Source organism: Belnapia rosea, from assembly GCF_900101615.1.
Lineage (GTDB): Bacteria > Pseudomonadota > Alphaproteobacteria > Acetobacterales > Acetobacteraceae > Belnapia > Belnapia rosea.
In genome coordinates, this window is record NZ_FMZX01000004.1 from 110,777 (window position 1) to 137,364 (window position 26,588).

A 26,588-nucleotide genomic window follows, 5' to 3' on the forward strand; every position below is an offset into this window, starting at 1 on the left:
CGCCTGGGCCAGCCAAGGGTCCGGAGGATCACGCCGCCTCGGGCGGGGCTGGCGGCAACGGGAATGCGCCGGTCGATAGGCCCGTGCCGGGCAAAGCCGTTGATGTGGCGGCACCGAGCCCGGTTTCGGGCAAGGCCGGCAGCGCTCCGCATCTCCCGGCTGTCGGCGACATCGTCGACCAGGTGACGCCGGGCGCGGCGACGGAAGCGACGGAGGTTGCGGCCTCAGGTCAGGCGGAGGCTGGCAGCCAGCCGAAGGGCGCGGACCCGACCGGGACCGGCGCGGCTGACTCAGCGCCGGTGGTGGCCGATCGCACCGATGCGCCGGAGCCGGTGAAGGCGGGCGCGGATCACGCGGCGGGCGGGCCGGGCAGCGGCAGCCAGGCTGTGGTGGAGAAGCCCCTGGCCGTGCCCGTAGCGGCCGAGGAGGCGGGCTTGGCCAAGGCGGCGCCCGCCGAGGGGGGCGGCGAGCTGGTGATGCCGGCCGTGGCCGATCATCACGGCCCTGCCAAGGCCGCCGATGCCGATGCGTCCTCGCTGCCGGACCTGTTCATCTTTGGGGACATGGCGCCGCAGGAGCCCGGCCCGCACGTCACCGACATGCCGCTGATGATGCCGGCTGCCATGGAGCCGATGCCGGGCCATGACCTGCTGCCCGCGCATGAGCCGCTGCCGGAGCACCTCCTCCTGCCGGATGCCCATTTGATGCTGCTGTAGCGGCCTGCCTGATCAGGTGCCGCAGAAGGTCTGCAGCACCCGCTGCTCCGGCTCCGGCGGGGCGGCGTAGCGGGCCTGGCCGGGCTGGTCCTCGAAGGGGCGGGCCAGCACGGCCAGCAGCGCCTCGAAGGGGGCGAAATCCTCGCCTTCCGTCGCTGCGGCGAGCGCGGCCTCGACCTGGTGGTTGCGCGGGATGAAGGCGGGGTTCACGGCGCGCATGGCCGTGGCGCGGGCGGTGGGGGCGAGGGATTCGGCCTCCAGGCGCTGGCGCCATTGGGCGGCCCAGGGGGCATAGCCGCCGGTCTTCTCGAACAGGGCCGCGAGGGAGGCGTCGGCGCCAGGGTCGGCCGCCGCCTCGGCGAGCAGGCGGAAGGTCAGGGTGAAGTCGGCACCGGCTTCCTGCATCGCCCCGAGCAGGCCGCCGATCAGGGCGGCGTCCCCGTCCTCCGCCGTGGCCAGGCCGATCTTGCGGCGCATGCCCTCCAGCCAGGCGGCCTGGAAGAGCGGGACGAAGCCGCCCAGTGCCTCCTGCGCGATCTCGACGGCCTTCTGCTCGTCCTCGGCCAGCAGGGGCAGCAGCGCCTCGGCCAGGCGGGCGAGGTTCCACTGCATGATGCGCGGCTGGTTGCCATAGGCGTAGCGGCCGGCATGGTCGATGGAGCTGAAGACGGTCGCCGGGTCGTAATGGTCCATGAAGGCGCAGGGGCCGTAGTCGATCGTCTCGCCGGAGATGGTGGTGTTGTCGGTGTTCATCACGCCATGGATGAAGCCGACCAGCATCCACTGCGCGACGAGGGCGGCCTGGCGGGCGATGACGCCCTCGAGCAGGCGGAGATAGGGCGCGTCGGCGCCGGCCACCTCCGGGTAGTGGCGGGCGATGACATGGTCGGCAAGCAGGCGCACCGCCTCCTCGTCGCCGCGGGCGGCGAAGAACTGGAATGTGCCGACGCGGATATGGCTGGCGGCGATGCGGGTCAGCACCGCGCCGGGCAGGGCGGCCTCGCGGAAGACCTGCTCGCCGGTCAGCACCGCGGCGAGCGAGCGGGTGGTCGGGATGCCGAGGGCGAACATCGCCTCGCTGATGATGTATTCCCGCAGGACCGGACCGATGGCGGCACGGCCGTCGCCGCCGCGCGAGAAGGGCGTGCGGCCTGAGCCCTTGAGCTGGATGTCGCGCCGCTGGCCGTCCCGCCCCACCACCTCGCCGAGCAGGATAGCGCGGCCATCGCCGAGCTGCGGGTTGAAATGGCCGAACTGGTGCCCGGCATAGGCCTGGGCGATGAAGTCCGAGCCCTCGGCGATGCGGTTGCCGGCGAGGATCTCGACACCCTCGGGGCTGGCGAGGACCTCAGGGTCGAGGCCGAGGCCCTCGGCCAGGGGGAGGTTCAGCTTGACGAGGCGGGGTGCCGCGACCGGCTTCGGCTCCATGCGATGGAAGAAGCGGTCGGGGAGCCGGGCATAGGTCGTGTCGAAGGGAATCTGGACGGGCATCGGGGGCGGGCTCCTCGGCCATGCCGGCCTGTGCAGGACCGCTGGCCATGGTCTCCGTGATCGGGTCGTCGCGCGATTCGGGTTCAACGCCGGGTGGGCTCAGGGTTCCTCGGCGGGGCGCGCGGGGGCGAGGCCGACCCAGCCGCGCAGCGCGGCGAGCGTCGCCGGGGGAAGCCGCGTCCCGGCCGCGGCGGCCTGGCGGGTGAGCTCGGCATAGAAGGCGCGGGCGAGCCGGGCGGCGCTGTCCTCCGGCGCGGCGGCGGGCTGCCAGTCGACGCGGGCGCGCACCAGCCATTGCACGAGCTGGTCCACCGCGCGGGCGGACAGGTCGAAGCCGGCGGCCTCCGCCTCGGCCAGCAGCGCGGCGCGGGCCTCGGCGCCGGGCGGGCCGGGCAGCGGCAGCAGCCGGGCGAGGTGGCGCAGCAGGAATTCCAGCGCCTCGGCCCCCAGGGGCGGCAGGTCGAGCCCCTCGCCGAGCGCGGCCCGCAGCTCGGGCGGCGCGCCTGGTTCCGGCTCCGGGTCGGGGGGGAGGTCGGGCTGGTTGAACGAGGGGGGCGCATGGCGGCGCGGGTCGTAGAGCCAGCCGCCGCCGGGGCCGGCTTCCAGCACCAGGTCCTCGGTGCCCTCGATGAGGCGGGCGAGGGTGCCGGCGCCGCCGAAGCGGCTGCGGCGCACCCAGCCGCCCAGCTCGTGATGGATGCGCTTACCGAGCGCCGGCAGGTGCAGCGGCGTGGCGGAGGCGGCGACCAGCCGGCGCAGGGCATCGAGGATGGCGTCACGCTGCGCCGAGGGTTCGACCGGGTCGGCCACGGCATCGCCGGCGGTGGCGGCCGGCTCCTGCATCGGTGCGGGGCCGGGTCCAGGGCCGGACCCGGCGTCGGGCGCGGTGTCGGCCTCGGCCTCGGCGGGCGGCAGGCAGGCCGTGGCGAAGTCGGTGAGGGGGATGGTGCGGTCGGCGGCGGCGCGCAGGGCGGCGGTGGCGCTGTCCGGGGCGATGACCAGGATGCGCCGGTCATGCTCGCGCAGCCGGTGCAGCAGGGGGGTGAAGTCGCTGTCGCCGGAGAGGATGACCATCTCCTCGAAGCGGGTCGGGTGGGCGAGGGCATCGAGGATGTCGAGCGCCATCACGATGTCGGCGGCGTTCTTCAGCCGGGCGAGGCGTGGGCAATCGACCACCGAGAAACCGGCGCGGACGAAATCCGGGCGGAAGCGGCTGTAATAGAGGCGCGGCCGGCCGAGCCAGGTGGCGAGGTCGCCGCCCGGGTCGGGCTCCGACCAGCCGGCGGGGTTCAGGTAGCAGCGGCGGACCAGCAGCCGGCGCGGGCCACCCGGGGCGGCCTCGGCCAGCCAGTTGAGCCAGCGGGCGGGGTGGGTGGCGAAATTCCAGGCGGCCCATTCGTCGATGGCGGCAAGGCCGGCGAAGACATTGTCGAAGTCGACATAGAGCGCCGCACGGCGCGGTTCGGTCACGAGGCGCCACTCCTCCCCCTGGATTGGCGGACTAAATGGGACAAGGGCGTGCCGCGGGCAAGCGTGGCGCTTGACGAGCGCGGGCGAGGCTGCCCATGGTCCGCCCCCTTTCCTGCCCCCTTTCCTGAAGGACACAGCCAGAGCCATGCCTGCGATCACCCTGCCCGACGGTTCCGTCCGCGCCTTCGATGGGCCGGTGACGGGGACTACCGTGGCGGCGGCGATCGGCCCTGGCCTCGCCAAGGCGGCGCTCGCCATGCAGGTGGATGGGGTCACGCGGGACCTCGCCATGCTGATCGAGCATGATGCGAGCCTGCGCTTCATCACCCGGCGCGACCCCGAGGCGCTGGAGATGATCCGGCACGATGCGGCGCATGTGCTGGCCGAGGCGGTGCAGGCGCTCTATCCCGGCACGCAGGTGACGATCGGGCCGTCGATCGAGAACGGCTTCTACTACGACTTCGCCCGCAACGAGCCCTTCACACCGGAGGATTTCGGCGCGATCGAGGCGAAGATGCGCGAGATCGTGGCGCGCAACGCGCCCTTCGTGCGATCCGTCATGCCGCGCGAGGAGGCGATCGCCTTCTTCGAGGCGCGGGGCGAGAAGTACAAGGCGCAGCTGATCCGCGACCTGCCGGAGACGGAGGAGATCAGCCTCTACTCCCAGGGCGACTGGATCGACCTCTGCCGCGGCCCGCATATGCGCGGCACGGGCGATGTCGGCACCGCCTTCAAGCTGACCAAGGTGGCCGGGGCCTATTGGCGGGGCGACCACCGCAACGCCATGCTGAGCCGCATCTACGGCACCGCCTGGCGGGACCAGAAGGAGCTCGACGCCTATCTCCATCAGGTGGAGGAGGCGGAGAAGCGCGACCACCGCAAGATCGGCCGCGAGATGCACCTCTTCCACCTGCAGGAGGAGGCGACGGGGAGCATCTTCTGGCACCCCAAGGGCTGGAAGCTGTACCGGGTGCTCGAGGACTACATGCGCCGGCGGCTGGACGGGACGGCCTATCAGGAGGTGCGGACGCCGCAGCTGCTGGACCGGAAGCTCTGGGAGGCCTCGGGCCACTGGGAGAAGTTCCGCGAGGCGATGTTCATCGCGCGCGTCGAGGACGAGTCGGAGAAGGACCGCGTCCTCGCGCTGAAGCCGATGAACTGCCCCTGCCATGTGCAGATCTTCAACCAGGGTCTCCGCAGCTACCGCGAGCTGCCGCTGCGCATGGCGGAGTTCGGCAGCTGCCACCGCTATGAGCCGTCAGGCGCCCTGCACGGCATCATGCGGGTGCGTGCCTTCACCCAGGATGATGCGCATATCTTCTGCACCGAGGAGCAGATCGCCGCCGAGACGGTGGAGTTCGTGGCGCTGCTCTCCTCGGTCTACCGCGATCTCGGCTTCCCCGAATTCCGGGTGAAGTTCAGCGACCGGCCGGCGATGCGGGCGGGCACGGACGAGGTCTGGGACCAGGCGGAGGGGGCGCTGCGCGAGGCCTGCCGGACGGCCGGCGTCGAGTACACGCTGAACCCGGGGGAGGGCGCCTTCTACGGGCCGAAGCTGGAATTCGTCCTCCGCGACGCGATCGGCCGGGACTGGCAGTGCGGCACGCTGCAGGTGGATTTCGTTCTGCCGGAGCGGCTGGGGGCCGAATATGTGGCGGAGGATGGCAGCCGCCGCCGGCCGGTGATGCTGCACCGGGCCATCCTCGGCTCCTTCGAGCGTTTCATCGGCATCCTGATCGAGCAGCATGCCGGGCGCTTCCCGCTCTGGCTGGCGCCGGTCCAGGTGGTGGTGACGACCATCGTCTCCGATGCGGACGACTATGCGCGGGAGGCGGCGGCGGCGCTGGCCAGGGCCGGCATCCGCGTCGACCTCGATCTGCGGAACGAGAAGATCAACCGCAAGGTGGTGGACCATATCGACCAGCGCGTGCCGGTGCTGGCCGTGGTCGGGCGGCGCGAGGCGGAGGAGCGGACGCTCGTGCTGCGCCGCCTGCCGGGCCGCGAGCAGCAGGCGATGCCGCTGGAAGAGGCGGTCCGCTCACTGGCCGCCGAGGCTTTGCCGCCGGATCGTGCAGGGGCCGCTCCGATGGTTGCAGCGGCGTGAGGCAAGCCCCATAAAGTAACGCTCCACCCCTTTCACAACGACAGGAGACGACCATAGCCAGAGGCCCCGTTTCGAATCAGCCGCCGACCCGCGATGGCCCACGGGTCAACGAGGATATTCGCGTTCCCCAGGTGCGGCTCATCGACCAGGATGGCGAGATGATCGGCGTCATGTCCGCGCGCGATGCGCTGCTGCGGGCTTATGACGCCGGGCTTGACCTGCTCGAGATCAGCCCGAATGCCGTGCCGCCGGTGTGCAAGATCACCGATTACGGCAAGTTCAAGTACGAGCAGCAGAAGAAGGCGAACGAAGCCCGCAAGCGGCAGAAGGTCGTCGAGATCAAGGAAGTCAAGGTCCGCCCGAACATCGATGACCATGACTACGAGGTCAAGATGCGCCAGATGAAGGGCTTCATCGGCGAAGGCGACAAGGTGAAGGTCACGCTCCGCTTCCGCGGTCGCGAGATGGCTCACCAGGATCTCGGCATCAAGGTACTGGAGCGGATCCGCGTGGAACTTGGCGAGACCATCAAGGTCGAGCAGATGCCGCGTCTGGAAAACCGCCAGATGATCATGGTGCTGGCGCCGAAATAGTTACTTTCCAACTTTCGCGAAGTGCAACAGCTCAGGCTGTTGCAGCTTCACGGTCTGTAGTTTTGGTAGTTTTTGCCTCGAGTTAAGTGTTAATTTCAGTGGGGTCTGTTACGAGTTCGGGCTCTTGGCTGTGCTGCGTCTGCGTTGAGCGTGGCACGACCCAAAACCTCCCCCGAGGGTTGATGATAGAGAAGAATGTGGGTTGGGACCACAGCAAGCAGAATCGATGTAGAAACAAACTCATGAGGATGGTTGAGGCTGGGTCGATAGGAGCGACTTGGACCTTGAATTACCCCGATTTCTAAATCTAATTTGCAAAAAATCAGAAAACGTAGTCCTGCAGCCAGCTGCATAGCGCGATTAAGATCAATAACAACGGGAGGGGTCTTGTGTGTCTTACATGGTGGTCGTACCGGGCCAAGTCCGGTCCAAGGCCTTGAAAAATATTGCCGATCCATTCGTTCTCGGTCAGCATCACTCTTGTCTCTGGCAACACAAACTAATATACTAAGTATGTTCTCTTCGGTTCGCCTAATGAGAACCTCAGTGCCAAGAAAATTTTGTCCTACATAAAATGACTCTCGTGTTGTTTTTTGCCAATCAAAATATGAAATTGTTGTATACTGACGTCCGTTTAATCTAATTGCCGGTTCGCTGCTGTCTCTTTCCTTCTCGGCTACTGGAGACCAGTTTGGGAAATCAAAAGCCCTACGGTCAGCATCATACCTTGGGCCGTTGATGCGAAAAACAAAGGTCGCGTCACGGTCCAGTCCTGGAGCTAAAGGGGCTGAATTAAGGCTTCTCTTACGTTCGTTGAAAGCTTCAGTTGTTTCAAATTCGCCTTTTTGAAGGTTTTCGACTCTGCGCTGCCAATTTCGCACTAATTTCTGTATCTCCTCTAAATCCATACCGTCATAATGTGGCGGCAAAGCGTTGCTGTTAGTTGGCGGAGGAGGGGCGAGATTGGGCGCGCTTAGCCCGACGCGTGGCCCCAAGTTTAAGATTAAACCACAAAGAAGCAGGACTGTGTATTTTCTCATATCGTAATGGTACGCTGCTGGACTTGCTGTGGTAAAGCTCCTTAAGGCCGGCGAAGCCCAGGTTGGTTCCGCTTGACAGGGCGAGCAAACAGTCTTACTTGGCTGTCTCCTCTTAAGGTCTCTTGCTAGTCAAGAGGCTCCGTCGCTCCGCGAAGTCTCGCGCAGCGACGCAATGTCACTTGGAAATACGTGAATTTTCGCCAAACCGTGGAGGCATGCAGGTCAAGTGTTCGAGGCATTGTCCAGCAAGCTGAACGGGGTCTTCGACCGGCTGCGCCGCCGTGGCGCGCTGTCGGAGGCTGACGTGAACGAGGCGCTGCGCGAGGTGCGCGTGGCGTTGCTGGAGGCCGATGTCGCCCTGCCGGTGGTCAAGGACCTCACGGCCAAGGTCCGGGAACGGGCGGTCGGCGTCGAGGTGCTGAAGAGCGTCTCGCCGGCCCAGCAGGTCATCAAGATCGTCAACGACGCGCTGGTCGAGGCGCTGGGCGGGGGCGAGGGCGATACCGGCGCGCGGGGGCTCGACCTCAACGCGCCGTCGCCGGTGCCGATCCTGATGGTCGGGCTCCAGGGCTCGGGCAAGACCACGACCTCGGGCAAGATCGCGCTGCGGCTGAAGAACCGCGACAAGAAGAAGGTGCTGCTCGCCTCGCTCGACGTGCACCGTCCGGCGGCGCAGCTGCAGCTGGAGACGCTGGCGCGGCAGGTGGGCGTCGCCAGCCTGCCGATCGTCGCCGGGGAGACGCCGCTGCAGATCGCGGCCCGCGCCATGGATCTCGGGCGGCGCGAGCTGTTCGACGTGGTGGTGCTGGATACCGCCGGGCGCCTCGCCATCGACGAGGCGTTGATGGACGAGGTCGCGCAGGTCAAGGCGGCGACGCGGCCGCATGAGACGCTGCTCGTCGTCGATGCGATGACCGGCCAGGACGCCGTCAACACGGCACGGGCCTTCCAGGACAAGGTCGGCGTCAGCGGCATCGTCATGACGCGAATCGACGGCGATGCGCGGGGTGGCGCGGCGCTGTCCATGCGGGCCGTCACCGGCGCGCCGATCAAGCTGCTGGGCGCGGGCGAGAAGCTCGACGCGCTGGAGGATTTCCACCCCGACCGCATCGCCGGGCGCATCCTCGGCATGGGCGACATCGTCTCGCTCGTCGAGCGGGCCGCCGAGACCATCGACCAGGCGGAAGCCGAGAAGATGGCGGCCCGGATGCAGAAGGGCCAGTTCAATCTGGAAGACTATGCCAATCAGCTGAAGCAGATCGGCAAGATGGGCTCGCTCTCGGGCATTCTCGGCATGCTGCCGGGCATCGGCAAGATGAAGCAGCAGATCGAGGGCGCCAATCTCGACCAGACCATCCTCAAGCGCCAGGCCGCCATTATCGGCAGCATGACGCCGAAGGAGCGGCGGGCGCCCGACATCATCAAGGCCTCCCGCAAGCGGCGCATCGCCGCCGGCAGCGGGGCCACGGTGCAGGAGGTCAACCGCCTCCTCAAGCAGTTCGACGAGATGTCCGCGATGATGAAGCGGATGAACAAGCTCGGCCAGAAGGGGCTGATGCGGGGTGGCCTCGGCGCCCTGCTCCCCAAGGGGATGAACCTCCCCGGTGGCCGGAAGCCTTTCTAGAACCCAGTACGGAGTAGAACCAGGACCATGGGTCTCAAGATTCGCCTCGCCCGCGCCGGCGCCAAGAAGCGTCCCTACTACCACATCGTCGTGGCCGACAGCCGCAGCCCGCGCGATGGCCGCTTCATCGAGAAGGTGGGCAGCTACAACCCGATGCTGCCCTCCGACCATGCCGACCGCATCCGGCTGCTCGATGAGCGGATCAAGCATTGGCTGGGCGAGGGCGCCGTCGCCACCGACCGCGTCGCGAAGTTCCTCGGCCGCGCCGACCTGGCGCCGATGCCGGAGTTCCGCGAGCAGCCGAAGCAGTCCGCGCCGAAGAAGAAGGCGCAGGAACGCGCCGCGGCCGCGGCTGGCTGATAGGGGGTAGCCCGTGGCCGGCAAGCGCATCCTGGTGGGGGAGATCGGCAGGCCGCACGGTGTGCGCGGCCTGGTGAAGCTGCGCAGCTTCACCGCCGACCCCGCCGCGATCGCCGGCTATGGCCCGCTGACCGACGAGGCCGGCACGCGGCACTTCGCCCTCACCCTGCTGTCCGAAGGGCTGGCGCGGGTCGAGGGCGTCGGCGACCGGGATGCCGCCGCGCGGCTGACGGGCACCCTGCTCTATGCCGAGCGGGACAGGCTGCCGCCGGCCGAGGAGGAGGAATACTACCTCGCCGACCTGATCGGCCTCAGGGCCGAGACGGAGGCGGGGGAGAGCCTCGGCGCCGTGCGCGCGGTGGAAGACCATGGCGCCGGTGCCTTCCTGGTGCTGGAGGGGCCGCCCGAGCGGCTGCTGCCCTTCACCCGGGCGGTGGTGCCGGTGATCGACCTCGCCGCGGGACGGCTCACCATTGTCCTGCCGGAGGAGGTGGTGGTGCCGCCGGGTGCGGAGGACGCTGCATGACAGCCGCCTCTCCCCCTCCCTCTCCCTGGCAGGCCTCCGTCCTTACCCTCTTCCCCGAGATGTTTCCCGGACCGCTCGGCCAGTCCCTGGCCGGCCGGGCGCTGCGCGAGGGGCGCTGGGGGCTGGATGCCATCGATATCCGCGGCTTCGCCACGGACCGCCATCGCAGCGTGGATGACACGCCCTGCGGCGGCGGGGCCGGGATGGTGCTGCGGCCGGATGTGGTGGATGCGGCCTGCGCCGCGGCGCTGGCGGCGGGGCCGGACCGGCCGCTCGTCGTCCTGACCCCGCGGGGCGTGCCGCTCGACCAGCGGATGGTCCGCGGCTTCGCCGAGGGGCCGGGGGTCGTCCTGCTCTGCGGGCGGTTCGAGGGCATCGACCAGCGCGTCATCGAGGCGCGGGGGATGCTCGAGGTCTCGATCGGCGACTACGTCCTCTCGGGCGGGGAGCCGGCGGCGCTGGTCCTGCTCGATGCCTGCGTGCGGTTGCTGCCCGGCGTCATGGGCGCCGCCGCGAGCGGGGAGGAGGAGAGCTTCTCGGCAGGCCTCCTCGAATACCCGCACTATACCCGCCCGACCCAATGGAACGGCCTCGCCGTGCCGCCCGTGCTGCTCTCCGGCAACCATGCCGAGGTGGCGCGCTGGCGGCGGGAGCAGGCCGAGATGCTCACCCGGACCCGCCGCCCCGACCTGTGGGCACGGCATGGCTCCGCCACCCCACACGCGCTGGACGGCCAGGTCAACGCCGCCTAGACATCGGACTGTAAAGGACAACGCACCATGAACCTGCTTCAGCAATTCGAGGCGGACCAGCTCGCCCGCCTTTCCGCCCTTCGCGGCGTGCCGCAATTCGGCCCGGGCGACACCGTGCGCGTCATGGTGCGGGTGGTCGAGGGCGAGCGCGTCCGCAGCCAGGCCTATGAGGGCGTGGTGATCGCCCGCAGCAACAAGGGCGTGAACAGCAACTTCACCGTCCGCAAGCTCTCCTATGGCGAGGGCGTGGAGCGCGTCTTCCCGCTCTACTCCCCCTCCGTGACGGAGATCGCGGTGGTCCGCCGTGGCAAGGTGCGGCGCGCGAAGCTCTATTACCTCCGTGGCCGGACCGGCAAGGCCGCCCGCATCGAGGAGAAGCGCGAGGTCCGTCCGACGGCCGAGGCGCAAGGCTGAACCTATGGCGTCCCCGGGCCGGCCTGGCCCGGGGCGCCAGTCAGAGAGTTTGGGGAACGTCATGTCAGCGCAGAAACCGCGCACGCTGTTCGACAAGATCTGGGATGCCCATGTCGTCGAGACCCTGCCCGACGGCACCGCGCTTCTCTACATCGACCTCCACCTCACCCATGAGGTGACGACGCCCCAGGCCTTCGACGGGCTTCGCGCCGCCGGCCGCCAGGTGCGGCGCCCGGATGCGACGCTTGCGGTCATCGACCACAACATCGCCACCGATGCCAGCCGCTACACCGGGATCGTCGATCCCGAGAGCCGGCTGCAGGTCGAGACGCTCGAGAAGAACGTCGCCGAATTCGGCGTGCCCTTCATCCCGCTGCTCGACCAGCGCCAGGGCATCGTGCATGTGATCGGGCCGGAGCTCGGCCGCTCGCTGCCGGGCATGACCATCGTCTGTGGCGACAGCCACACCTCGACGCATGGCGCCATGGGCGCGCTCGCCTTCGGCATCGGCACCTCCGAGGTGGAGCATGTGCTGGCGACGCAGACGCTGCTGCAGAAGCCGGCGAAGAACATGCAGGTCCTGGTCGAGGGCAACCTCGCCGTCGGCTGCTCGGCGAAGGACATCACCCTCGCCATCATCGGCCGGATCGGCACCGCGGGCGGCACCGGCCATGTGATCGAGTATGCGGGCGACGCCATCCGCGCGCTCGACATGGCCGGGCGGATGACGCTCTGCAACATGTCGATCGAGGGCGGGGCGCGGGCCGGCATGGTGGCGCCGGACCAGACCACCTTCGACTACATCGCCCGCACGCCGAACGGCCCGAAGGGCGCGGCGCTGGAGCGTGCGATCGAGTGGTGGCGGACGCTGCCGACCGACCAGGGTGCGCATTTCGACCGCATCGTGACGCTCGCCGCGCATGAGATCGCGCCGCAGATCACCTGGGGGACGAGCCCCGAGGACGTGCTGCCGGTGACCGGCACCGTGCCCGACCCGGAGGCGCAGGAGGATGAGGCGCGGCGCGCCCAGTTCCGCCGCAAGATCGAGTATATGGGCCTGACGCCGGGGCAGAAGCTGCAGGACCTGCCGGTCGATGTCGTCTTCATCGGCTCCTGCACCAACAGCCGGATCGAGGATATCCGCGTCGCCGCCAGCATCGCCCGTGGCCGCAAGGTGGCCGATGGGGTGCGGGCGCTGGTGGTGCCGGGCTCCGGCCTGGTGAAGCGGCAGGCGGAGGAGGAGGGGCTCGACCGCATCCTGCAGGAAGCGGGCTTCGAGTGGCGCGAGGCGGGCTGCTCCATGTGCCTCGGCATGAACCCCGACAAGCTGAAGCCGGGCCAGCGCTCGGCCTCCACCTCGAACCGCAATTTCGAGGGGCGGCAGGGGCCGGGCGGGCGGACGCATCTCGTCTCGCCGGCGACGGCGGCGGCGAGTGCCCTGGCCGGGCATCTGGCCGATGTGCGGGACTACCAGCCGAAGGATGCCGTCTGATGGAAGCCTTCACGACGCTCACCGGCATCGCGGCGCCGATGCCGAAGGCCAATGTGGACACCGACCAGATCATCCCGGCGCGGTTCCTCAAGAGCATCAGCCGGACGGGCTTCGGCAAGAACCTCTTCGCCAATTTCCGCTACCGGGAGGACGGGTCGGAGAACCCCGACTTCGTCCTCAACCAGGAGCCGTACCGCAAGGCCGAGATCCTCATCGCTTTCGAGAATTTCGGCTGCGGCTCCTCCCGCGAGCATGCGCCCTGGGCGCTGCTCGACTTCGGCATCCGCTGCGTCATCGCCCCCGATTTCGCCGACATCTTCCACAACAACAGCTTCAAGAATGGCGTGCTGCCGGTGAAGCTGCCGCGCGAGGTCTGCGCGCAGCTGATGGAAGACGCGAAGATGGGCGGCAATGCGCGCATCACCGTCGACCTGGAGCGGCAGGTGGTGGTGCGGCCGACAGGCGAGGAGATTCCCTTCCAGATCGACCCGCTGCGCCGGCACCTGCTGCTGAACGGCCTCGACGATATCGGCCAGACCATGCAGCACGCGGGCGCGATCGACGGGTTCGAGGCGAAGCAGAAGGCGGCGCAGCCCTGGCTCTACGGCTGACGGCGCAAGCGGAGAGAGAAGTCGATGGCTGCGAACAAGACGCTGCTGGTGCTGCCGGGTGACGGCATCGGCCCCGAGGTCATGCGCGAGGTTCACCGCGTCATCGACTGGATGGACCGCCGCCGGAGCGTGACCTTCCGGATCGAGGAAGGGATGGTTGGCGGCGCGGCGATCGATGCCGTCGGCTCGCCCTGCCCGGATGAGACGGTGGCGAAGGCGCGCTCGGCGGATGCGGTGCTGTTCGGCAGCGTCGGCGGGCCGAAATGGGACAGCCTGCCCTTCGACCAGCGGCCGGAACTCGGCATCCTGCGGCTGCGCAAGGACCTTGGCCTCTTCGCCAACCTGCGCCCGGCGCTGGTGATGGAGCCGCTGGTCGAGGCCTCCTCGCTGAAGGCCGACATCGTCCGTGGCGTCGACATCATGGTGGTGCGGGAGACGGTGGGCGGCGTCTATTTCGGCGAGCCGCGCGGCGTCGAGACGCTGCCGGACGGCAAGCGCCGTGGCTTCGACACCGATGTCTACCATGAGGACGAGATCGCCCGCGTGGCGCGCGTCGCCTTCGACCTGGCACGCAAGCGCCGGAACAAGGTGACCAGCGTCGAGAAGGCCAATGTCATGCAGTCCGGCCGGCTCTGGCGGGCTGTGGTCGGCGAGGTGCAGCGGGCCGAGTACCCGGATGTCGAGCTCGAGAACATGTATGCCGACAACTGCGCCATGCAGCTCTGCAGCCGGCCGAAGCAGTTCGACGTCATCCTCGGCAGCAACCTCTTCGGCGACGTGCTGAGCGACCTGGCGGCGGCGCTGACCGGCTCGCTCGGCATGCTGCCCTCGGCGACGCTCGGCGCCGTCGATCCCACCAGCGGCAAGCGCTACGCGCTGTACGAGCCCATCCACGGCTCGGCACCGGATATCGCCGGGCGCGGCATCGCCAACCCATGTGCGCAGATCCTGTCCTTCGCCATGCTGCTGCGCTGGTCCTTCGGCATGGAGGAGGATGCGGCGCTGGTCGAATCGGCGGTCGAGAAGGTGCTCGCCGGTGGCCTCCGCACCGCCGACATCATGCAGCCCGGCATGGCGCGGGTCGGCACCAGCGTCATGGGCGAGGCGGTGGTGCGGGAGTTGGAAAAGCTCTCGCTCTAGATGCCGGATTGGGGGTTGCGCCGCGGCGCAGCCTCCGCTATTTCGCCCACCTCGCCGCTTCGGTGGCTGCGCGCCCGTAGCTCAGCTGGATAGAGCACCAGACTACGAATCTGGGGGTCAGGAGTTCGAATCTCTTCGGGCGCGCCATTTCTTCCTCATTGCTTCCGATACCGGTGTTGTACGGCGCAGCAGGCGCCGGTTACATGGCACCGCTCATGAGCGTGTCGCCGTTGCGGCTTGGCCGGCCGATATGCCGGTGCCGCCGATGAACTCGAAGCCGGCCTCATCGCCCCGCTGCCAGCGGCAGCGCGCGGTGTGGATGACGCCATCGGGCAGATGCGGCGCCATCATCCCCGGCAAGTCGATGCCGCAGGGAAGGGCGATGCCGGCGCCTGGCGCCGACAGGTTCAGCGGCACGCCACCAGGTCGCATCCGCCCGAACAGGACATCCTCCGGCGGTAACAGGCCCTGCCTCGGCTTGCTGCGCCGCTTCATCCGCGTCTCCAAGGATTGCCCCGTCGCCCGGGCCTGCGGCTTCCGGTTGCCGACCGCCAATGAAAAGACACTGCTTCCGTTACAAGGTCGTGGACGCCGGCCCGACCTGGCGCGGACTCAGCGAGCCAGCCAACCGGGTGGAACTCGAGGGCCTGCCATTGCCATCGCGCCATGCAGCCTTGCGGCCAGGGTCGCTGCGGCGCCCCGCTCTCGAAAACGTGAAATTACTGGACGCCCAGGCAGGTCCGGCGTCTATGGTCCGCTATGAATGCCAGGGCAGGCGGCAGAGGTATGGTGAGGCTTTCCGTGCGGCTTCTGGTCATCCTGCTGGCACTGCTCTGCGGGCCGGCCGGTGATGCCTGGGCCGAACAAACCGCCACGATCCGCGTGCGGGTGATCGGCGGTTTCGCCAGGACCCGGCAGTTCGACCAGATCGAAGTCCCCTTCTGGACGCAGCGCGTGCCGAGCCTCACCGGCGGGCAGATGCTGGCCACCATCCAACCCTTTGCCCAGGCCGGCGTCGAGCCGGGGCAGATGCTCAGCGTGATGCGCAGCGGCGTGGTGATGTTCGGCACGCTGGAGGCGAATGCCGTGGCGCTGGCCGAGCCGGAACTCGCTGCCGCCGACCTGCCCCTGCTGTCGAGCGATCTCGGGGAGCTGCGCCGTTTCATCAGGGTCTGGGAGCCGAGGGTCCGTGAAATCCTCTCGGAGCAATACGGGGCGGAGTTGCTGGCGACCCTCGTGCGCCCGCCGCAGCTCCTCTTCTGTCGCCAGGCCTTCACCGGGTTGCGGGACCTGAAGGGGCGGCGCATCCGCGTCGCCTCGGTCAACCAGTCGGATCTGCTGCTTGCCCTTGGGGCGCAGCCGGTGGTGCTGGAATTCAGGCGCGTCCAGGCCGTCCTGCAGGATGGTACGGTCGATTGCGCGGTGACCGGCGGCCTGCCGGGTCATGCGATCGGCCTGCACCGGATCGCCACCCACCTGTCCACCCTGCCGCTCGGCTGGGCGATGTCCTTCCTCACCGCGCATCAGAGGAGCTGGCAGGCGCTGCCGGCCGCGATGCGGGACAGCCTGCAGGAGGGCTTCGCCGCCCTGCAGGCCGACATATGGCAGGCGGCGGAGGAGGACCGGGACCAGGGCGAGGCCTGCAATTTCGGCGAGCCGCGCTGCAGGGTGGCCGATCGCGGGCGGCTGGTACCGGTGCGGGAGGATCCGGCGAGCCTCGCGGCCATCCGGGCCCTGTTCAGCTCGGCGGTGCTGCCGGGCTGGGCGCAGCGCTGCGGGCTGTCCTGCGCCGAGAACTGGAATGCGGTGGTGGGCCCCTCGCTCGGTACTTTCGCTCGCTGGTAGCGCCTCGTGGCGCATGACCTCAGGGCGCGTAGTCGGTCGGCAGGGCGGTGGTGTACTTGATCCGCTCCATCGAGAAGCTCGAGCTCACATCGAGCAGGTCGCCGACCGCGATCAGCCGCTTGTAGATCGCGTCATAGGCCGCGATGTCGGGCACCACGACGCGCAGCAGGTAGTCCACCGTGCCGCTCATGCGGTGGAACTCCACCACCTCCGGAATGGCGGAGACGGCGCGGCAGAAGCGCTCAGCCCAGGCGGCATTGTGCTGGCTGGTGCGGATGCTGACGAAGACGGTGACGCCGACGCGGAGCTTCTCGGCATCCAGCAGGGCGACCCGGCGGCGGATGACGCCCTCCTCCTCCAGCCGGCGGATGCGCCGCCAGCAGGGCGAGGCGGAGATGCCGGCGCGCTCCGCCACCTCGGCGACGGAGAGTGTCGCATCCTCCTGCAGGCTGGACAGGATGCTGCGGTCTATCCGGTCCAATTGGAATCCCATGCCTCGAAACCCAGCTTGACTGGTATGGCCTTGCCGAAGTCTTTCGTTGGCGGGCTGAATTTGCAAGCCACAACCAGCATGGGCGGGCGATGATCTCCCGGTTTCGAGAGGAAGCTTCCATGGCCCGCTGGTCCTTCACCCACCACCCCGCTTCGGTCAACGAGACCTATCTCGAGCATATGGCCACGGCGGCGAGCTTCGGCTGGCGGATGCTGACCGCCTCGCTCGCCTGCTTCCTGCATGCGCTGCTGCCCTTCGCCTTCGAGAAGACCGGCTCCACCGCCATCCGCGAATTGCACGACCGCATGGTGGCCAACCGCATCCGCCACGCGCCGCCGGCCGCCGAGGCGCAACGGGCGGGCTGACCGCGGGCGCCGCCGGGTTTATGCTGCGGCGCAATGGACAGCCTTCCTCCCCCGCCTGACCAGCTGGCCGCGCATGAGCGCGGCGTGGCCCGCGACCTCGAGCTGCTCGGCTTGCCGCCGGCGAACTGGCCGGCGACGGTCACAGGGCCGGATGGGGCGGCGGTGCTCGACGTGCTGGTGGTGGGCGCCGGGATGTATGGCGTGGCCGCCGCCGGGGCGCTGCGGCTGAAGGGCATCGGCAACATCCAGGTGATCGACGCCGCGCCGGAGGGGCTGGAAGGCCCCTGGGTGACCTATGCGCGGATGGAGACGCTGCGCAGCCCGAAGCACCTGCCGGGCATCGCGCTCGGCATCCCGAGCCTCACCTTCCGCGCCTGGTACGAGGCGCGCTTCGGCGAGGCGGCCTGGGCGGCGCTCTACAAGATCCGCAATGCCGAGTGGCAGGACTACATCCTCTGGGTGCGGCGGATGCTGGGCCTGCCGGTGCGGAACGGGGTGGCGCTGCGGGCGCTGCGGCCGGGCCCGGCGATGGTGGAGGCGGTGCTCTCGACCGGCGAGACGCTGCTGGCCCGGCGCGTGGTGCTGGCGACCGGGCGGCCGGGCACCGGCGGCTTCGCCCTGCCGCCGGGGATCGACCCCGCGCTCTGGCCCGACCGCGCGGCGCATACCGGGGAAGCGATCGAGTTCAGCCGGCTCGCCGGGCGGCATGTGGCGGTGATCGGGGCCGGCGCCTCGGCCTGGGACAATGCGGCGACGGCGCTGGAGCGCGGCGCGGCGCGGGTCGACATGCATGTGCGGCGGGAGAGCCTGCCGCAGATCAACAAGGGGCGGGGCTCGGCCAACCCCGGCTTCTTCGAGGGCTGGGCGGGCCTGCCGCCGGCCGAGAAATGGAGCCTGCTGGTCTATCTGGACCTGGTGAAGGCGCCGCCGCCGCATGAGACGGTGCTGCGGACGCTGCGGAACCCGGGCTTCCACATCCATTTCAGCAGCCGCGTCGGGACGGCGCGGCGAGGCACGGATGCGGTGGCGCTGACCTTCGAGGATGGGCGGGAGGAACGGGTGGATTTCCTCATCCTCGGCACTGGCTTCGCCATGCGGCTGGAGGGGATGGCGGAGCTGGCGGGGCTGGTGCCGGCCATTGCGACCTGGGGCGACCGCTATGTGCCGCCGCCCGGGGAGGCGAATGCGGGCCTGGCGGGCTTCCCCTGGCTCGGCGAGGGGTTCGAGCTGGAGGAGCGGGCGACGGGTGCATGCCCGGGCCTGTCGCGCATCCACCTCTTCAACCATGCGGCGGCGGCCAGCATCGGGTCGGTCGCCTCTGACATCCCCGGCGCCTCGGTCGGGGCGGAGCGGCTGGCGCATCGCATCGCGGCGCATATCTTCCGCGAGGATTTCCCGGTGATGCGCGCCCGGCTGGAAGCCTTCGACGAGCCGGAGCTGGAGCCGACGCCCTTCTTCATCCCGCGGGGCTAGTTCTTCGCCTCAGGCAGCGGCGAGGCGCCGGTCTCGCCGGCGAATTCCTGCGGGGCACGGGCGGCGAGATCGATCTCCTGCCGGGCGCGGTGCCAGAACTCCTCGGCCCGGCCCTCGGGGCGGCCGGCCTCGCTCCAGAGCGCATGGGCGCGCTGGCGGATGCGCTCCTCCAACTCGCCTTCGTCCTCGGGCATGGGCTGGCTCCTTCCTCGCTCGGGACTCAGCGCGTGGCGGAGGCGAAGGTTGGCACGTTCCAGAGAACCGGCGGCAGGTCCAGGGGCTGGCCGCGCCGGGCGCGTTCGGTGGGCGGGAGGATATCGGCCGAGGGCCAGGTCCCGCTGCCGAGCGCCGCGGCATAGCCCTCGGCGAGGCCGGCCCCGCGCATGGCCCGGGCGGCCGCCTCATGGTCGTAGCGCAGGGCGTGGTGCTCGATGCGGAGGCCCCGCGCCTCGGGGATCAGCAGCGAGAACCAGACCCGTGGCGTGCCGTCATCCGCCGGCATGCCGATGGCGCCGGCATTGTGCCAGAGCCGCCCCCCGATCAGCCGGGTGAAGGGGATGCCGCAATGGCCGGCCAGCACGCCCTCCGCCCCCGTCCCGTCGATCTCATCCGCCAGGACGGCGTCGGGGGCGGAGGCGAAGAGGAAGCGGTTGATGCTGGCCGCGCCGCCATGGACCGCGGCGAGGCGCCGCCCGCCCAGGCGAAGGCCGATGCGGCGCGGCAGGCTGCCCATCCAGGCGCGGTGGGCCGGCGTGACATGGCGGGAGGCATGGGCGAACCAGCCGCGGGAGAGCAGGTCGCAGGCCGTGCCCTCCTCGAAGCCGCAGCCGCAATCCTCGCCGCCCGCGGCCAGGCTCTCCTCGCAATTGCCCATCACGGTCGGGATGCCGGCGCCGATCATCAGGTCGAGCGTCGCGGCGGGGTCGGCGCAATAGGCGACCACATCGCCGGTGCAGAGCATGCGCCCGGGCGGGATGCCGAGCCGCGCCGCCGCCTCCAGCAGGGCCTCGAGCGCCTGGCGGTTGGAATAGGGGCCGCCGAAGCAGAGCAGGGGGGCGTCGGTGTCCATCAGGTCTCCCATAGATGCCCCTCCGCGATCCGCAGCCGCCGGTCGGCGAAGCGGCGGGCGAGTTCCGGCTGGTGCAGGCTGACCAGTATGGCGAGGCCTCCCTCCCGTGCCAGCCCGCGCAGCAGGGTGAGGATGGCCTCGGCATTCGCCGGGTCGAGGCTCGCCACCGGCTCATCGGCCAGCAGGACGGGGGCGCGCTGCAGCAGGGCGCGGGCGATGGCGACGCGCTGGCGCTGGCCGCCGGAGAGATGGGCGGCGCGGCGGCCGCCGAGCCCGGCGAGGCCGACGCGGGCGAGGCAGGATTCCGCCGCCGCGACCTCCGCCGCCGGCCAGACGCCGAGGGCCGGGCGCCAGAAGCCGAGCCGGCCGAGGGCGCCGACCAGCACATTGCCCCGGGCCGTCAGCCGGCCGGCCAGCGCATGCTGCTGGAAGACGAGGGCGGGGCGGCCGCCATCAGCGAGGACTTGCCCGGCATGGGGCAGCAGCCCCGCCGCGGCGCGCAGCAGGCTGGTCTTGCCGGCGCCGGAGGGGCCTTCCAGCGAGACGACCTCGCCGGGGGCCACATCCAGCGAGATGTCGCGCAGCACCATCCTGCCGCCGAGGGAGAGGCCGAGGCCACGCAGCACGAGGCCGCGCCGCGTCTCCAGCATCAGGCGAGCCTCCGGCGGAGCAGGACGGAGAGGCGGTCGGCGGCCAGCACCAGGGCCACGATGATGATCAGGATCGCCAGGACGCGGGCGAAGTCGAGCAGGTCCACCGCGTTCTTCAGCTCCTGCCCGAGGCCTCCGGCACCGACCAGGCCGAGCACGGTGGAGGCGCGGATGTTGAACTCCCAGACATAGAGCAGGGCGGAGGCGGTCTGCGGCAGGGTCTCCGGCAGCAGCACCACGGCCGCCGCCTGGGCGCGGCTGCCGCCGGCGGAGAGTGCCGCCTCGACGGGGGCGAAATCGGCCGTCTCCAGCGCCTCGGACCAGAGCTTGGCGATGGAGCCGGCGGAGTGGAGCGCGATGCCGAGCATGCCGGCGAAGGGGCCTAATCCGACCGCGGCGACGAAGATCAGCGCGAAGACGAAGCCGTCGATGCCGCGCAGCGCGTCGAGCAGCCCCCGTGCGGGATGGTAGAGGGCGGGCAGCGGCGCCACCGGCCGGGCGGCGAGCAGGGTCAGCGGCAGGGCGAGGAGGGCGGCGAGGCTGGTGCCGAGGGTGGCGATCGCCACCGTCTCGGCCGCGCGGCGCAAGAGGTCCGGCAGGCCGGAGAAATCGGGCGGGAAGGCCCCGGCCAGCCAGCGCAGCAGACGGGGCAGCCCGGCCCAGAGGCGTGGCAGGTCGGGCTGCACGAGCGCTATGCAGGCGGCATAGAAGGCCGCCAGCACCAGCAGCCACAGCAGTCGCCTCATCCGCCGCCGATGCGGCCAAGGGCGCGGCCGGCGGCCTCGATCGTCGCATAGCTGTCCGGCGTGGCGGCGACCCAGCCGGTGTAGCTCGCGGGCATTACCTGTGACGCCGTCGCGGCATCGATGCCGAGGGCGGCCTCGCGCAATGCGGATTTAAGCCCGGGATCGAGCCCGTCGCGCACCGCCAGCGCGTCGTTCGGCAGCGGCTCGGAGCGCCAGACGATCTTCACCTGGCCCTCCTGCAGCCGCCCGGCGGCGAGCATGGCGGCGAGGTTGCGGTCGTAATCCGTCGCCAGGTCCACCTGGCCATTGGCCACGGCGAGGTCGTTGGCGGCGTGGGAGGAGCCGTCGCGGTAGCGGAAATAGCTCCGCGGGTCGATGCCCTGGGTCTTGAACCAGTAATGCGGCACGAGCCAGCCGCTGGTGGAGCCCGCATCGGCGAAGGAGATGGACATCCCCTTCGCATCCTCGGGGAAGCGGGCGATGCGGAGCTCGGGCCGGGCGATGATGATCGCCCGGTAGGTTGGCCGTCCCAGATACTGCACCACGGCGAGGGCCCCGGCCCGGGCGCGGTGCTTGGCCAGGACGTAGCCCCAGGGGCCCATCCAGGCCAGGTCCACCTGGTCGTTGGAGAGGGCGACGGCGATGCCGGCCCAGTCGGTGGTGACGGTGAGGTCGAGCGGGCGGCCGACCGCCCTGGCGAGATGGCCGAAGAAGGGTTCGTAGGCGCGGCGGGTATCGCCGGCCGTCGGCTGGAAGGGGCCGACGGCGCAGCGGAGCGGGGCACCCTGCGCGAGGGCCGGGGTGGCCAGCACAGAGGTGGCAAGCAGCGGCGCCGAGGCCAGGGCCAGGCGGCGGGACAGGGTCATGCAGTCATCCTCCTGCCGACCTTTCGCCCAGGGCCGGCCGGTGGATGCTGCATGGCGGCAATTTCATCCGCCTGTCGCCCGAATTCGTCAGCCTTTCAGCATGCGGCGAGCGATGGCCATGCGGTGGACCTCGCTCGGTCCTTCATAGATGCGCTGGACGCGGACCTGGTTGGCCATGAGCTGCAGCGGCAGCTCCTTCGTCATGCCCATGGCGCCGAAGGTCTGCATGGCGTTGTCCAGCACCTCCTGCGCCATCTCGGTGGCGTAGACCTTCAGCATCGAGGCCTCGGTGCGGACATCCTGGCCGGCGGACATCTTGGCGGCGGCGTCGCGGACCATGAGGCGGGTGGTGTGGATCTTGGTCGCGGCCTCGGCGACCCACCACTGGATGGCCTGGCGGTCGGCCAGGCGGACGCCGAAGGTGCTGCGGTTCCGCGCCTGCTCGCAGAGCATGTCCAGCGCGCGGCGGGCCATGCCGGTGCAGCGGGCGCCCATCTGCAGGCGGCGCACATTGAGGCGGAGCTGCATCGGCGCGTAGCCGGCGCCGAGCTGGCCGAGGATCTGCCGCTCATGGACGCGGCAATCCTCGAATACCAGCTCGTAGGTCCGCCGGCCGCCGATCATCGGGATCTCGCGCTCGATGATGAAGCCGGGGGTGCCGCGCTCGACGATGAAGGCGGTGACGCCCTCCTGGCGCTTGCCCTCGCCGGTGCGGGCCATGAGGATGATGAAATCCGCACGCGGCACGCCGCTGACCCAGATCTTGCGGCCGTTGATGACCCAGTCCTCGCCATCCTTCACCGCGCGGGTGGTCATCCCCGCCGGGTCGCCGCCGGCGCCGGGCTCGGAGATGGCGATGGAGGAGCGCATCTCGCCGCGGGCATAGGGGTCGAGATACTTCATCCGCTGCTCCGGGTTGGCGACGGCGAGCAGCATGTGGAGGTTCGGGCTGTCGGGCGGGAAGATGAAGGGGGTGACGGTGCGGCCCATCTCCTCCTCGATCGCCATCAGCGCGGAGATGGGCAGGTCGGCGCCGCCGAATTCCTCCGGCACGTCGAGGCCGTAGAGGCCGAGCTCCTTGGCCCTGGCGAGCAGCGGGCCTTCCTCCTCCGGCGTCAGGCCGTAGCGCTGGCCCTCGGACTCGCGCTTGAGGACGGCGGCCTCCAGCGGCATCAGGTCGCGCTCGACGAAGCGCGCGACCAGGTCGCGCACCATGCGGTGCTCCTCGGCGAGGGGCGGAATGGCGATGCCGTCGGTGTCCAGGGCCATGGTTTCTCTCCCGCGAGGCTGGTTTGGCCAGAGGCTAGACCGGTGCGGCGGGGGCGCCCATCCCCCTGTCCGGCGAGGCTCAGATCCTGGCCGCTTCCGCGAAGCCGCGCAGGCGGTCGCCGATCACCTTGCCGACGGCCTCCGCCGCGGCCCGGCGCGGGAAGCTCGACCGCCAGACGAGGCGGACGGTCCGCCCGGTGCGTTCCTTCAGGGGGCGCAGGACGATGCCCATATCCTGCGCCGTGCCGGCCGCGAGGCCCGGGATCAGCGTTGTCCCGTAGCCCGCGGCGACCATGCTGAGCAGCGTCGAGAGGCTCGCCGCGCGCAGCGTGCCGCCGAGCGCGCCGCTTTGGCCGCAGGCGGCCAGGGTCTGGTCGCGCAGGCAGTGGCCATCGGCCAGCACCAGCACATCCCGCGCGAGCTCGGCTTCCGCCACCACCTCGCGGGCGGCGAGCGGATGCTCAGGCGGCAACGCGGCCAGGAAGGGTTCGGCGAAGAGCGGCAGGCTGGCGAATTCCGGCTCGTCCACATCGGTCGCCAGCAGCGCCGCGTCCAGCTCATGGGACCGCAGCCGCTCGAGCAGCGTCAGCGTCTGGTCCTCCCACGGCTCCACCAGAAGCGTGGGCAGCGCCTCGCGCAGCGGCGCGAAGACCAGCGGGAGCAGATAGGGCGCGAGCGTCGGGATGATGCCGAGGCGAAGGCTCCCGGCCAGCGGGTCGCAGAGGTCGCGCGCGGCGGCGAGGATCGCATCGACCTCGGCGACCGCCGTGCGGACATGGCCGATGAGGCGCGCGCAGGCGCCGGTCGGGACCACCGTCTTGCGGTCGCGCTCGAACAGCGTGAGGCCGAGCTGCTCCTCGAGCTTGCGGAGCTGGACCGAGAGCGTCGGCTGGCTGACGCCGCAGGCCTGGGCGGCGCGGCCGAAATGCCCGTATTCGGCGACCGCCAGCAGGTAGCGGAAATCCTTGAGGTTCATCGGGGGCGATGCGCCTGTCCTGATAGCCAGCGCCTATCACGCCGGTTGATATTTTATGCTTACCCCTATCCCACCGAGGCGGCTAGCGTCGCTTCGGGCCATGAGGGAGGCAACAAGGACGGACCAGGGCCCCTGGCTATCCAGGCTTGCAGCAGGCCGTTGCGGCGCCTCCCGGCGCGCGCAGCCCTCAACAACGAACAGAATGGCAGAGGAGAGAACCATGGACGGCAATCAGAGCCCCGAAGCCGGCAAATGCCCGGTGATGCACGGCGCCGCGCCTCGGCACACATCCTTTGGCGGCCGGTCGAACCGTGACTGGTGGCCGAATGCGCTGAATCTCAGGATCCTCCATCAGCATTCCAACCTGGCCAACCCGCTGGGCGAGGCCTTCGACTACGCGAAGGAATTCGAGACACTCGATCTCGAGGCGCTGAAGCGGGACCTCTTCGCGCTGATGCGGACCTCGCAGGACTGGTGGCCCGCGGATTATGGCCATTACGGCCCGCTCTTCATCCGCATGGCCTGGCACAGCGCCGGCACCTACCGCACCGGGGATGGCCGCGGCGGCGCGGGCGGCGGCACGCTGCGCTTCGCGCCGCTGAACAGCTGGCCGGACAACGGCAACCTCGACAAGGCGGTCCGGCTGCTCTGGCCGGTCAAGAAGAAGTACGGCCGGAAGATCTCCTGGGCCGACCTGATCGTCTTCGCCGGCACCTGCGCCATCGAGTCCATGGGGCTGAAGCCCTTCGGCTTCGCCGGCGGGCGCGTCGATCTCTGGGAGCCGCCGGAGGACATCTACTGGGGCGCCGAGGACACCTGGCTCGGCGACAAGCGCTACACGGGAGACCGCGAGCTCGAGGCGCCGCTGGCCGCGGTGCAGATGGGCCTGATCTACGTCAATCCCGAGGGGCCGAACGGCAAGCCGGACCCGGCCGCCTCGGCACGCGACATCCGCGAGACCTTCGCCCGCATGGCGATGAACGACGAGGAGACCGTCGCGCTCATCGCCGGCGGCCACACCTTCGGCAAGTGCCATGGCGCGGGCAGCCCGCAGGAGCATGTCGGGCGCGAGCCGGAAGGCGGCGAGGTCGAGGAGATGGGCCTCGGCTGGAAGAACAAGCTTGGCAAGGGCCACAGCATCCACGCCATCACCAGCGGGCTCGAGGGCGCCTGGACCAACAACCCGATCCAATGGGACAACGGCTACTTCGACAACCTCTTCAGGTACGAGTGGGAGCTGACCAAGAGCCCGGCCGGCGCCTGGCAATGGACGCCGACCGACCCGGCGGCGAGGACGACCGTGCCGGATGCGCATGACCCTTCGAGGCGCCATGCGCCGATGATGGCGACGACCGACATCGCGCTGAAGGTCGACCCGAAATACGCCGAGATCTCGAAGCGCTTCCACGAGAACCCGGACCAGCTGGCGGATGCCTTCGCGCGGGCCTGGTTCAAGCTGACGCATCGCGACATGGGGCCGCGCTCGCGCTATCTCGGCCCGCTCGTGCCGCAGGAGGTGCTGCTCTGGCAGGACCCGATCCCGCCTGTCACCCATGAGCTGATCGACGCCGGGGACATCAAGGCGCTGAAGGGCAAGCTGCTGGCCTCGGGCCTCTCCATCCCGGATCTGGCGGGGACGGCCTGGGCCTCGGCCTCGACCTTCCGCGGCTCCGACCGGCGCGGCGGGGCGAACGGGGCGCGCATCCGCCTCGCGCCGCAGCGGGACTGGGAGGCCAACGAGCCGCAGCGCCTGGCCGGCGTGCTGGCGAAGCTCGAGGCCATCCAGAAGGAGTTCAATGCCGCGCAGCCGGCTGGCGGCAAGCAGGTCTCGCTCGCCGACCTGATCGTCCTCGGCGGCTGCGCCGCGGTGGAGGAGGCGGCACGCAAGGCGGGAGTCAGCATCGAGGCGCCCTTCACCCCGGGCCGCACCGATGCCTCGGCCGAGCAGACGGATGCGGAATCCTTCGAGGTGCTGGAGCCGGTGGCGGATGGCTTCCGCAACTACCTCAAGAAGGACTACAGCGCCCCTCCGGAGGAGCTGCTGGTCGACCGGGCGCAGCAGCTGATGCTGACCGCGCCCGAGATGACGGTGCTGCTGGGCGGCCTGCGGGCGCTCGGCATCAACCATGGGCGGACGAAGCACGGCGTCCTCACCGAGCGGCCGGAGACGCTGACCAACGACTTCTTCGTCAACCTGCTCGACATGGGCACGGTCTGGACGCCGTCGGAAACCGCCAAGGGCGTGTATGAGGGCCGCGACCGGGCGACGGGGGAGCCGCGCTGGACGGCGACGCGCATCGACCTGGTCTTCGGCTCGAACACGCAGCTCCGCGCGCTGGCGGAGGCCTATGCCTGCGACGACTCGCAGGAGGCCTTCCTGCGGGACTTCCTGCGGGTCTGGACGAAGGTGATGAACCTCGATCGCTTCGACCTGGTGCGGAAGGCGCTGGATCGCAGCTGATCCTCCACTCCTGCCGCGGCCGCATGATCGGCCGCGGCAGGA

The 26,588-nt window shown here is 69.9% G+C and carries 27 protein-coding genes and 1 tRNA gene; 16 read left to right on the forward strand and 12 right to left on the reverse strand.

Features of this window, described 5'->3' with window-relative positions:
• On the forward strand, nt 1-716 hold a 716-nt coding region (locus BLR02_RS10930; RefSeq protein WP_456303796.1), incomplete at its 5' end, for a hypothetical protein.
• Between the two features lie 12 nt (nt 717-728).
• Here the strand turns inward: BLR02_RS10930 and BLR02_RS10935 are convergent.
• Together BLR02_RS10935 and BLR02_RS29435 are read right to left on the reverse strand one after the other, a co-directional pair.
• The gene (locus tag BLR02_RS10935) at nt 729-2,207 is read right to left on the reverse strand and encodes a protein adenylyltransferase SelO (protein WP_090663056.1); all 1,479 of its coding nucleotides are present in this window, start codon (nt 2,205-2,207) and stop codon (nt 729-731) included.
• 99 nt (nt 2,208-2,306) lie between these two features.
• Nucleotides 2,307-3,677: an NYN domain-containing protein gene (locus tag BLR02_RS29435; RefSeq protein WP_218127914.1), complete on the reverse strand. Its 1,371-nt coding sequence runs from the start codon at nt 3,675-3,677 to the stop codon at nt 2,307-2,309.
• A 145-nt stretch (nt 3,678-3,822) separates the two neighbouring features.
• Here BLR02_RS29435 and thrS point away from each other — a divergent pair, with 145 nt between their 5' ends.
• Nucleotides 3,823-5,781: a threonine--tRNA ligase gene (gene thrS / locus BLR02_RS10945; RefSeq protein ID WP_090663057.1), complete on the forward strand. Its 1,959-nt coding sequence runs from the start codon at nt 3,823-3,825 to the stop codon at nt 5,779-5,781.
• Between the two features lie 53 nt (nt 5,782-5,834).
• Nucleotides 5,835-6,374 (forward strand): translation initiation factor IF-3, encoded by a 540-nt coding sequence (gene infC, locus BLR02_RS10950; protein ID WP_090663059.1) that lies wholly within the window; start codon nt 5,835-5,837, stop codon nt 6,372-6,374.
• A 95-nt stretch (nt 6,375-6,469) separates the two neighbouring features.
• Here the strand turns inward: infC and BLR02_RS28575 are convergent, their stop codons facing one another.
• Nucleotides 6,470-7,282, reverse strand: a complete 813-nt coding sequence (locus BLR02_RS28575; RefSeq protein ID WP_143018101.1) for a hypothetical protein — start codon at nt 7,280-7,282, stop codon at nt 6,470-6,472.
• A 358-nt stretch (nt 7,283-7,640) separates the two neighbouring features.
• On the opposite strand from BLR02_RS28575, the gene ffh reads away from it, so the two are divergent.
• The 9 genes from ffh to BLR02_RS10995 all read left to right on the forward strand — a co-directional run bounded on the left by ffh (nt 7,641) and on the right by BLR02_RS10995 (nt 14,480).
• Nucleotides 7,641-9,038 carry a signal recognition particle protein gene (gene ffh / locus BLR02_RS10955; RefSeq protein WP_090663062.1) on the forward strand — a complete coding sequence of 466 codons (1,398 nt, stop codon included), beginning with the start codon at nt 7,641-7,643 and terminating at the stop codon, nt 9,036-9,038.
• A gap of 27 nt (nt 9,039-9,065) precedes the next feature.
• Entirely contained in the window at nt 9,066-9,398 is a 333-nt protein-coding gene (rpsP, locus tag BLR02_RS10960; RefSeq protein WP_090567960.1) for a 30S ribosomal protein S16, read from the forward strand.
• A 13-nt stretch (nt 9,399-9,411) separates the two neighbouring features.
• On the forward strand, nt 9,412-9,924 hold the full coding sequence (rimM, locus tag BLR02_RS10965) for a ribosome maturation factor RimM (RefSeq protein ID WP_090567963.1): 513 nt from the start codon (nt 9,412-9,414) through the stop codon (nt 9,922-9,924).
• On the forward strand, nt 9,921-10,676 hold the full coding sequence (gene trmD, locus BLR02_RS10970; protein WP_090567966.1) for a tRNA (guanosine(37)-N1)-methyltransferase TrmD: 756 nt from the start codon (nt 9,921-9,923) through the stop codon (nt 10,674-10,676). The genes rimM and trmD overlap by 4 nt, the downstream gene beginning before the upstream one ends.
• 27 nt (nt 10,677-10,703) lie before the next feature.
• Nucleotides 10,704-11,090 carry a 50S ribosomal protein L19 gene (gene rplS / locus BLR02_RS10975; protein ID WP_090567969.1) on the forward strand — a complete coding sequence of 129 codons (387 nt, stop codon included), beginning with the start codon at nt 10,704-10,706 and terminating at the stop codon, nt 11,088-11,090.
• 61 nt (nt 11,091-11,151) lie between these two features.
• Nucleotides 11,152-12,582 carry a 3-isopropylmalate dehydratase large subunit gene (gene leuC / locus BLR02_RS10980; protein WP_090567972.1) on the forward strand — a complete coding sequence of 477 codons (1,431 nt, stop codon included), beginning with the start codon at nt 11,152-11,154 and terminating at the stop codon, nt 12,580-12,582.
• Nucleotides 12,582-13,193 (forward strand): 3-isopropylmalate dehydratase small subunit, encoded by a 612-nt coding sequence (leuD, locus tag BLR02_RS10985; RefSeq protein ID WP_090567976.1) that lies wholly within the window; start codon nt 12,582-12,584, stop codon nt 13,191-13,193. The genes leuC and leuD overlap by 1 nt, the downstream gene beginning before the upstream one ends.
• A 24-nt stretch (nt 13,194-13,217) precedes the next feature.
• Complete coding sequence (leuB, locus tag BLR02_RS10990; RefSeq protein ID WP_090663065.1) at nt 13,218-14,333, forward strand: 3-isopropylmalate dehydrogenase; 1,116 nt, start codon at nt 13,218-13,220, stop codon at nt 14,331-14,333.
• 70 nt (nt 14,334-14,403) lie between these two features.
• Nucleotides 14,404-14,480 (forward strand) — tRNA-Arg (locus BLR02_RS10995).
• A gap of 66 nt (nt 14,481-14,546) precedes the next feature.
• Here the strand turns inward: BLR02_RS10995 and BLR02_RS11000 are convergent.
• Nucleotides 14,547-14,828 (reverse strand): hypothetical protein, encoded by a 282-nt coding sequence (locus tag BLR02_RS11000; RefSeq protein WP_143018102.1) that lies wholly within the window; start codon nt 14,826-14,828, stop codon nt 14,547-14,549.
• 306 nt (nt 14,829-15,134) lie between these two features.
• On the opposite strand from BLR02_RS11000, the gene dctP reads away from it, so the two are divergent.
• Entirely contained in the window at nt 15,135-16,178 is a 1,044-nt protein-coding gene (gene dctP / locus BLR02_RS11005) for a TRAP transporter substrate-binding protein DctP (RefSeq protein WP_176849503.1), read from the forward strand.
• Nucleotides 16,179-16,197: 19 nt separating this feature from the next.
• On the opposite strand, the gene BLR02_RS11010 is transcribed toward dctP, so the two are convergent.
• The gene (locus BLR02_RS11010; RefSeq protein WP_176849504.1) at nt 16,198-16,671 is read right to left on the reverse strand and encodes an Lrp/AsnC family transcriptional regulator; all 474 of its coding nucleotides are present in this window, start codon (nt 16,669-16,671) and stop codon (nt 16,198-16,200) included.
• A gap of 119 nt (nt 16,672-16,790) precedes the next feature.
• Here BLR02_RS11010 and BLR02_RS11015 point away from each other — a divergent pair, with 119 nt between their 5' ends.
• Together BLR02_RS11015 and BLR02_RS11020 are read left to right on the forward strand one after the other, a co-directional pair.
• Nucleotides 16,791-17,036, forward strand: a complete 246-nt coding sequence (locus BLR02_RS11015) for a DUF6356 family protein (RefSeq protein WP_090567987.1) — start codon at nt 16,791-16,793, stop codon at nt 17,034-17,036.
• A gap of 33 nt (nt 17,037-17,069) precedes the next feature.
• Nucleotides 17,070-18,509, forward strand: a complete 1,440-nt coding sequence (locus BLR02_RS11020; protein WP_090663071.1) for an NAD(P)-binding domain-containing protein — start codon at nt 17,070-17,072, stop codon at nt 18,507-18,509.
• On the opposite strand, the gene BLR02_RS11025 is transcribed toward BLR02_RS11020, so the two are convergent.
• From BLR02_RS11025 to BLR02_RS11055, 7 genes are all read right to left on the reverse strand, one after another.
• On the reverse strand, nt 18,506-18,703 hold the full coding sequence (locus tag BLR02_RS11025; protein WP_090663072.1) for a DUF2934 domain-containing protein: 198 nt from the start codon (nt 18,701-18,703) through the stop codon (nt 18,506-18,508). The two genes, BLR02_RS11020 and BLR02_RS11025, sit on opposite strands and share 4 nt — an antisense overlap.
• A 26-nt stretch (nt 18,704-18,729) precedes the next feature.
• Entirely contained in the window at nt 18,730-19,578 is an 849-nt protein-coding gene (locus BLR02_RS11030) for a metallophosphoesterase family protein (protein ID WP_245704736.1), read from the reverse strand.
• Entirely contained in the window at nt 19,578-20,228 is a 651-nt protein-coding gene (locus BLR02_RS11035) for a phosphonate ABC transporter ATP-binding protein (RefSeq protein ID WP_090663075.1), read from the reverse strand. The genes BLR02_RS11030 and BLR02_RS11035 overlap by 1 nt, the downstream gene beginning before the upstream one ends.
• On the reverse strand, nt 20,228-20,974 hold the full coding sequence (gene phnE / locus BLR02_RS11040; protein WP_090568001.1) for a phosphonate ABC transporter, permease protein PhnE: 747 nt from the start codon (nt 20,972-20,974) through the stop codon (nt 20,228-20,230). Before phnE ends, BLR02_RS11035 begins: the two co-directional genes overlap by 1 nt.
• A complete protein-coding gene (locus BLR02_RS11045; RefSeq protein ID WP_090663077.1) occupies nt 20,971-21,840 on the reverse strand; it encodes a phosphate/phosphite/phosphonate ABC transporter substrate-binding protein in 870 nt (289 codons plus the stop codon). The genes phnE and BLR02_RS11045 overlap by 4 nt, the downstream gene beginning before the upstream one ends.
• An 87-nt stretch (nt 21,841-21,927) precedes the next feature.
• Nucleotides 21,928-23,109, reverse strand: coding sequence for an acyl-CoA dehydrogenase family protein (locus BLR02_RS11050; RefSeq protein WP_090568006.1), 1,182 nt, complete (start codon nt 23,107-23,109; stop codon nt 21,928-21,930).
• A 79-nt stretch (nt 23,110-23,188) separates the two neighbouring features.
• Nucleotides 23,189-24,085 (reverse strand): LysR substrate-binding domain-containing protein, encoded by an 897-nt coding sequence (locus BLR02_RS11055; protein ID WP_090568009.1) that lies wholly within the window; start codon nt 24,083-24,085, stop codon nt 23,189-23,191.
• 220 nt (nt 24,086-24,305) lie between these two features.
• On the opposite strand from BLR02_RS11055, the gene katG reads away from it, so the two are divergent.
• Nucleotides 24,306-26,546 (forward strand): catalase/peroxidase HPI, encoded by a 2,241-nt coding sequence (gene katG / locus BLR02_RS11060; protein WP_143018103.1) that lies wholly within the window; start codon nt 24,306-24,308, stop codon nt 26,544-26,546.
• Nucleotides 26,547-26,588 lie beyond the last annotated feature (42 nt).

Coding starts and splice junctions, on each gene's coding strand:
- BLR02_RS11000 (WP_143018102.1), bottom strand. CDS start 14,828: ATGAAGCGGCGCAGCAAGCCGAGGCAGGGCCTGTTACCGCCGGAGGAT.
- BLR02_RS11045 (WP_090663077.1), bottom strand. CDS start 21,840: ATGACCCTGTCCCGCCGCCTGGCCCTGGCCTCGGCGCCGCTGCTTGCC.
- leuC (WP_090567972.1), top strand. CDS start 11,152: ATGTCAGCGCAGAAACCGCGCACGCTGTTCGACAAGATCTGGGATGCC.
- BLR02_RS11020 (WP_090663071.1), top strand. CDS start 17,070: ATGGACAGCCTTCCTCCCCCGCCTGACCAGCTGGCCGCGCATGAGCGC.
- BLR02_RS11055 (WP_090568009.1), bottom strand. CDS start 24,085: ATGAACCTCAAGGATTTCCGCTACCTGCTGGCGGTCGCCGAATACGGG.
- phnE (WP_090568001.1), bottom strand. CDS start 20,974: ATGAGGCGACTGCTGTGGCTGCTGGTGCTGGCGGCCTTCTATGCCGCC.
- katG (WP_143018103.1), top strand. CDS start 24,306: ATGGACGGCAATCAGAGCCCCGAAGCCGGCAAATGCCCGGTGATGCAC.
- rplS (WP_090567969.1), top strand. CDS start 10,704: ATGAACCTGCTTCAGCAATTCGAGGCGGACCAGCTCGCCCGCCTTTCC.
- BLR02_RS11015 (WP_090567987.1), top strand. CDS start 16,791: ATGGCCCGCTGGTCCTTCACCCACCACCCCGCTTCGGTCAACGAGACC.
- BLR02_RS11025 (WP_090663072.1), bottom strand. CDS start 18,703: ATGCCCGAGGACGAAGGCGAGTTGGAGGAGCGCATCCGCCAGCGCGCC.
- BLR02_RS10935 (WP_090663056.1), bottom strand. CDS start 2,207: ATGCCCGTCCAGATTCCCTTCGACACGACCTATGCCCGGCTCCCCGAC.
- thrS (WP_090663057.1), top strand. CDS start 3,823: ATGCCTGCGATCACCCTGCCCGACGGTTCCGTCCGCGCCTTCGATGGG.
- trmD (WP_090567966.1), top strand. CDS start 9,921: ATGACAGCCGCCTCTCCCCCTCCCTCTCCCTGGCAGGCCTCCGTCCTT.
- BLR02_RS11030 (WP_245704736.1), bottom strand. CDS start 19,578: ATGGACACCGACGCCCCCCTGCTCTGCTTCGGCGGCCCCTATTCCAAC.
- BLR02_RS11050 (WP_090568006.1), bottom strand. CDS start 23,109: ATGGCCCTGGACACCGACGGCATCGCCATTCCGCCCCTCGCCGAGGAG.
- rpsP (WP_090567960.1), top strand. CDS start 9,066: ATGGGTCTCAAGATTCGCCTCGCCCGCGCCGGCGCCAAGAAGCGTCCC.
- BLR02_RS11010 (WP_176849504.1), bottom strand. CDS start 16,671: ATGGGATTCCAATTGGACCGGATAGACCGCAGCATCCTGTCCAGCCTG.
- leuB (WP_090663065.1), top strand. CDS start 13,218: ATGGCTGCGAACAAGACGCTGCTGGTGCTGCCGGGTGACGGCATCGGC.
- leuD (WP_090567976.1), top strand. CDS start 12,582: ATGGAAGCCTTCACGACGCTCACCGGCATCGCGGCGCCGATGCCGAAG.
- BLR02_RS11035 (WP_090663075.1), bottom strand. CDS start 20,228: ATGCTGGAGACGCGGCGCGGCCTCGTGCTGCGTGGCCTCGGCCTCTCC.
- BLR02_RS28575 (WP_143018101.1), bottom strand. CDS start 7,282: ATGGATTTAGAGGAGATACAGAAATTAGTGCGAAATTGGCAGCGCAGA.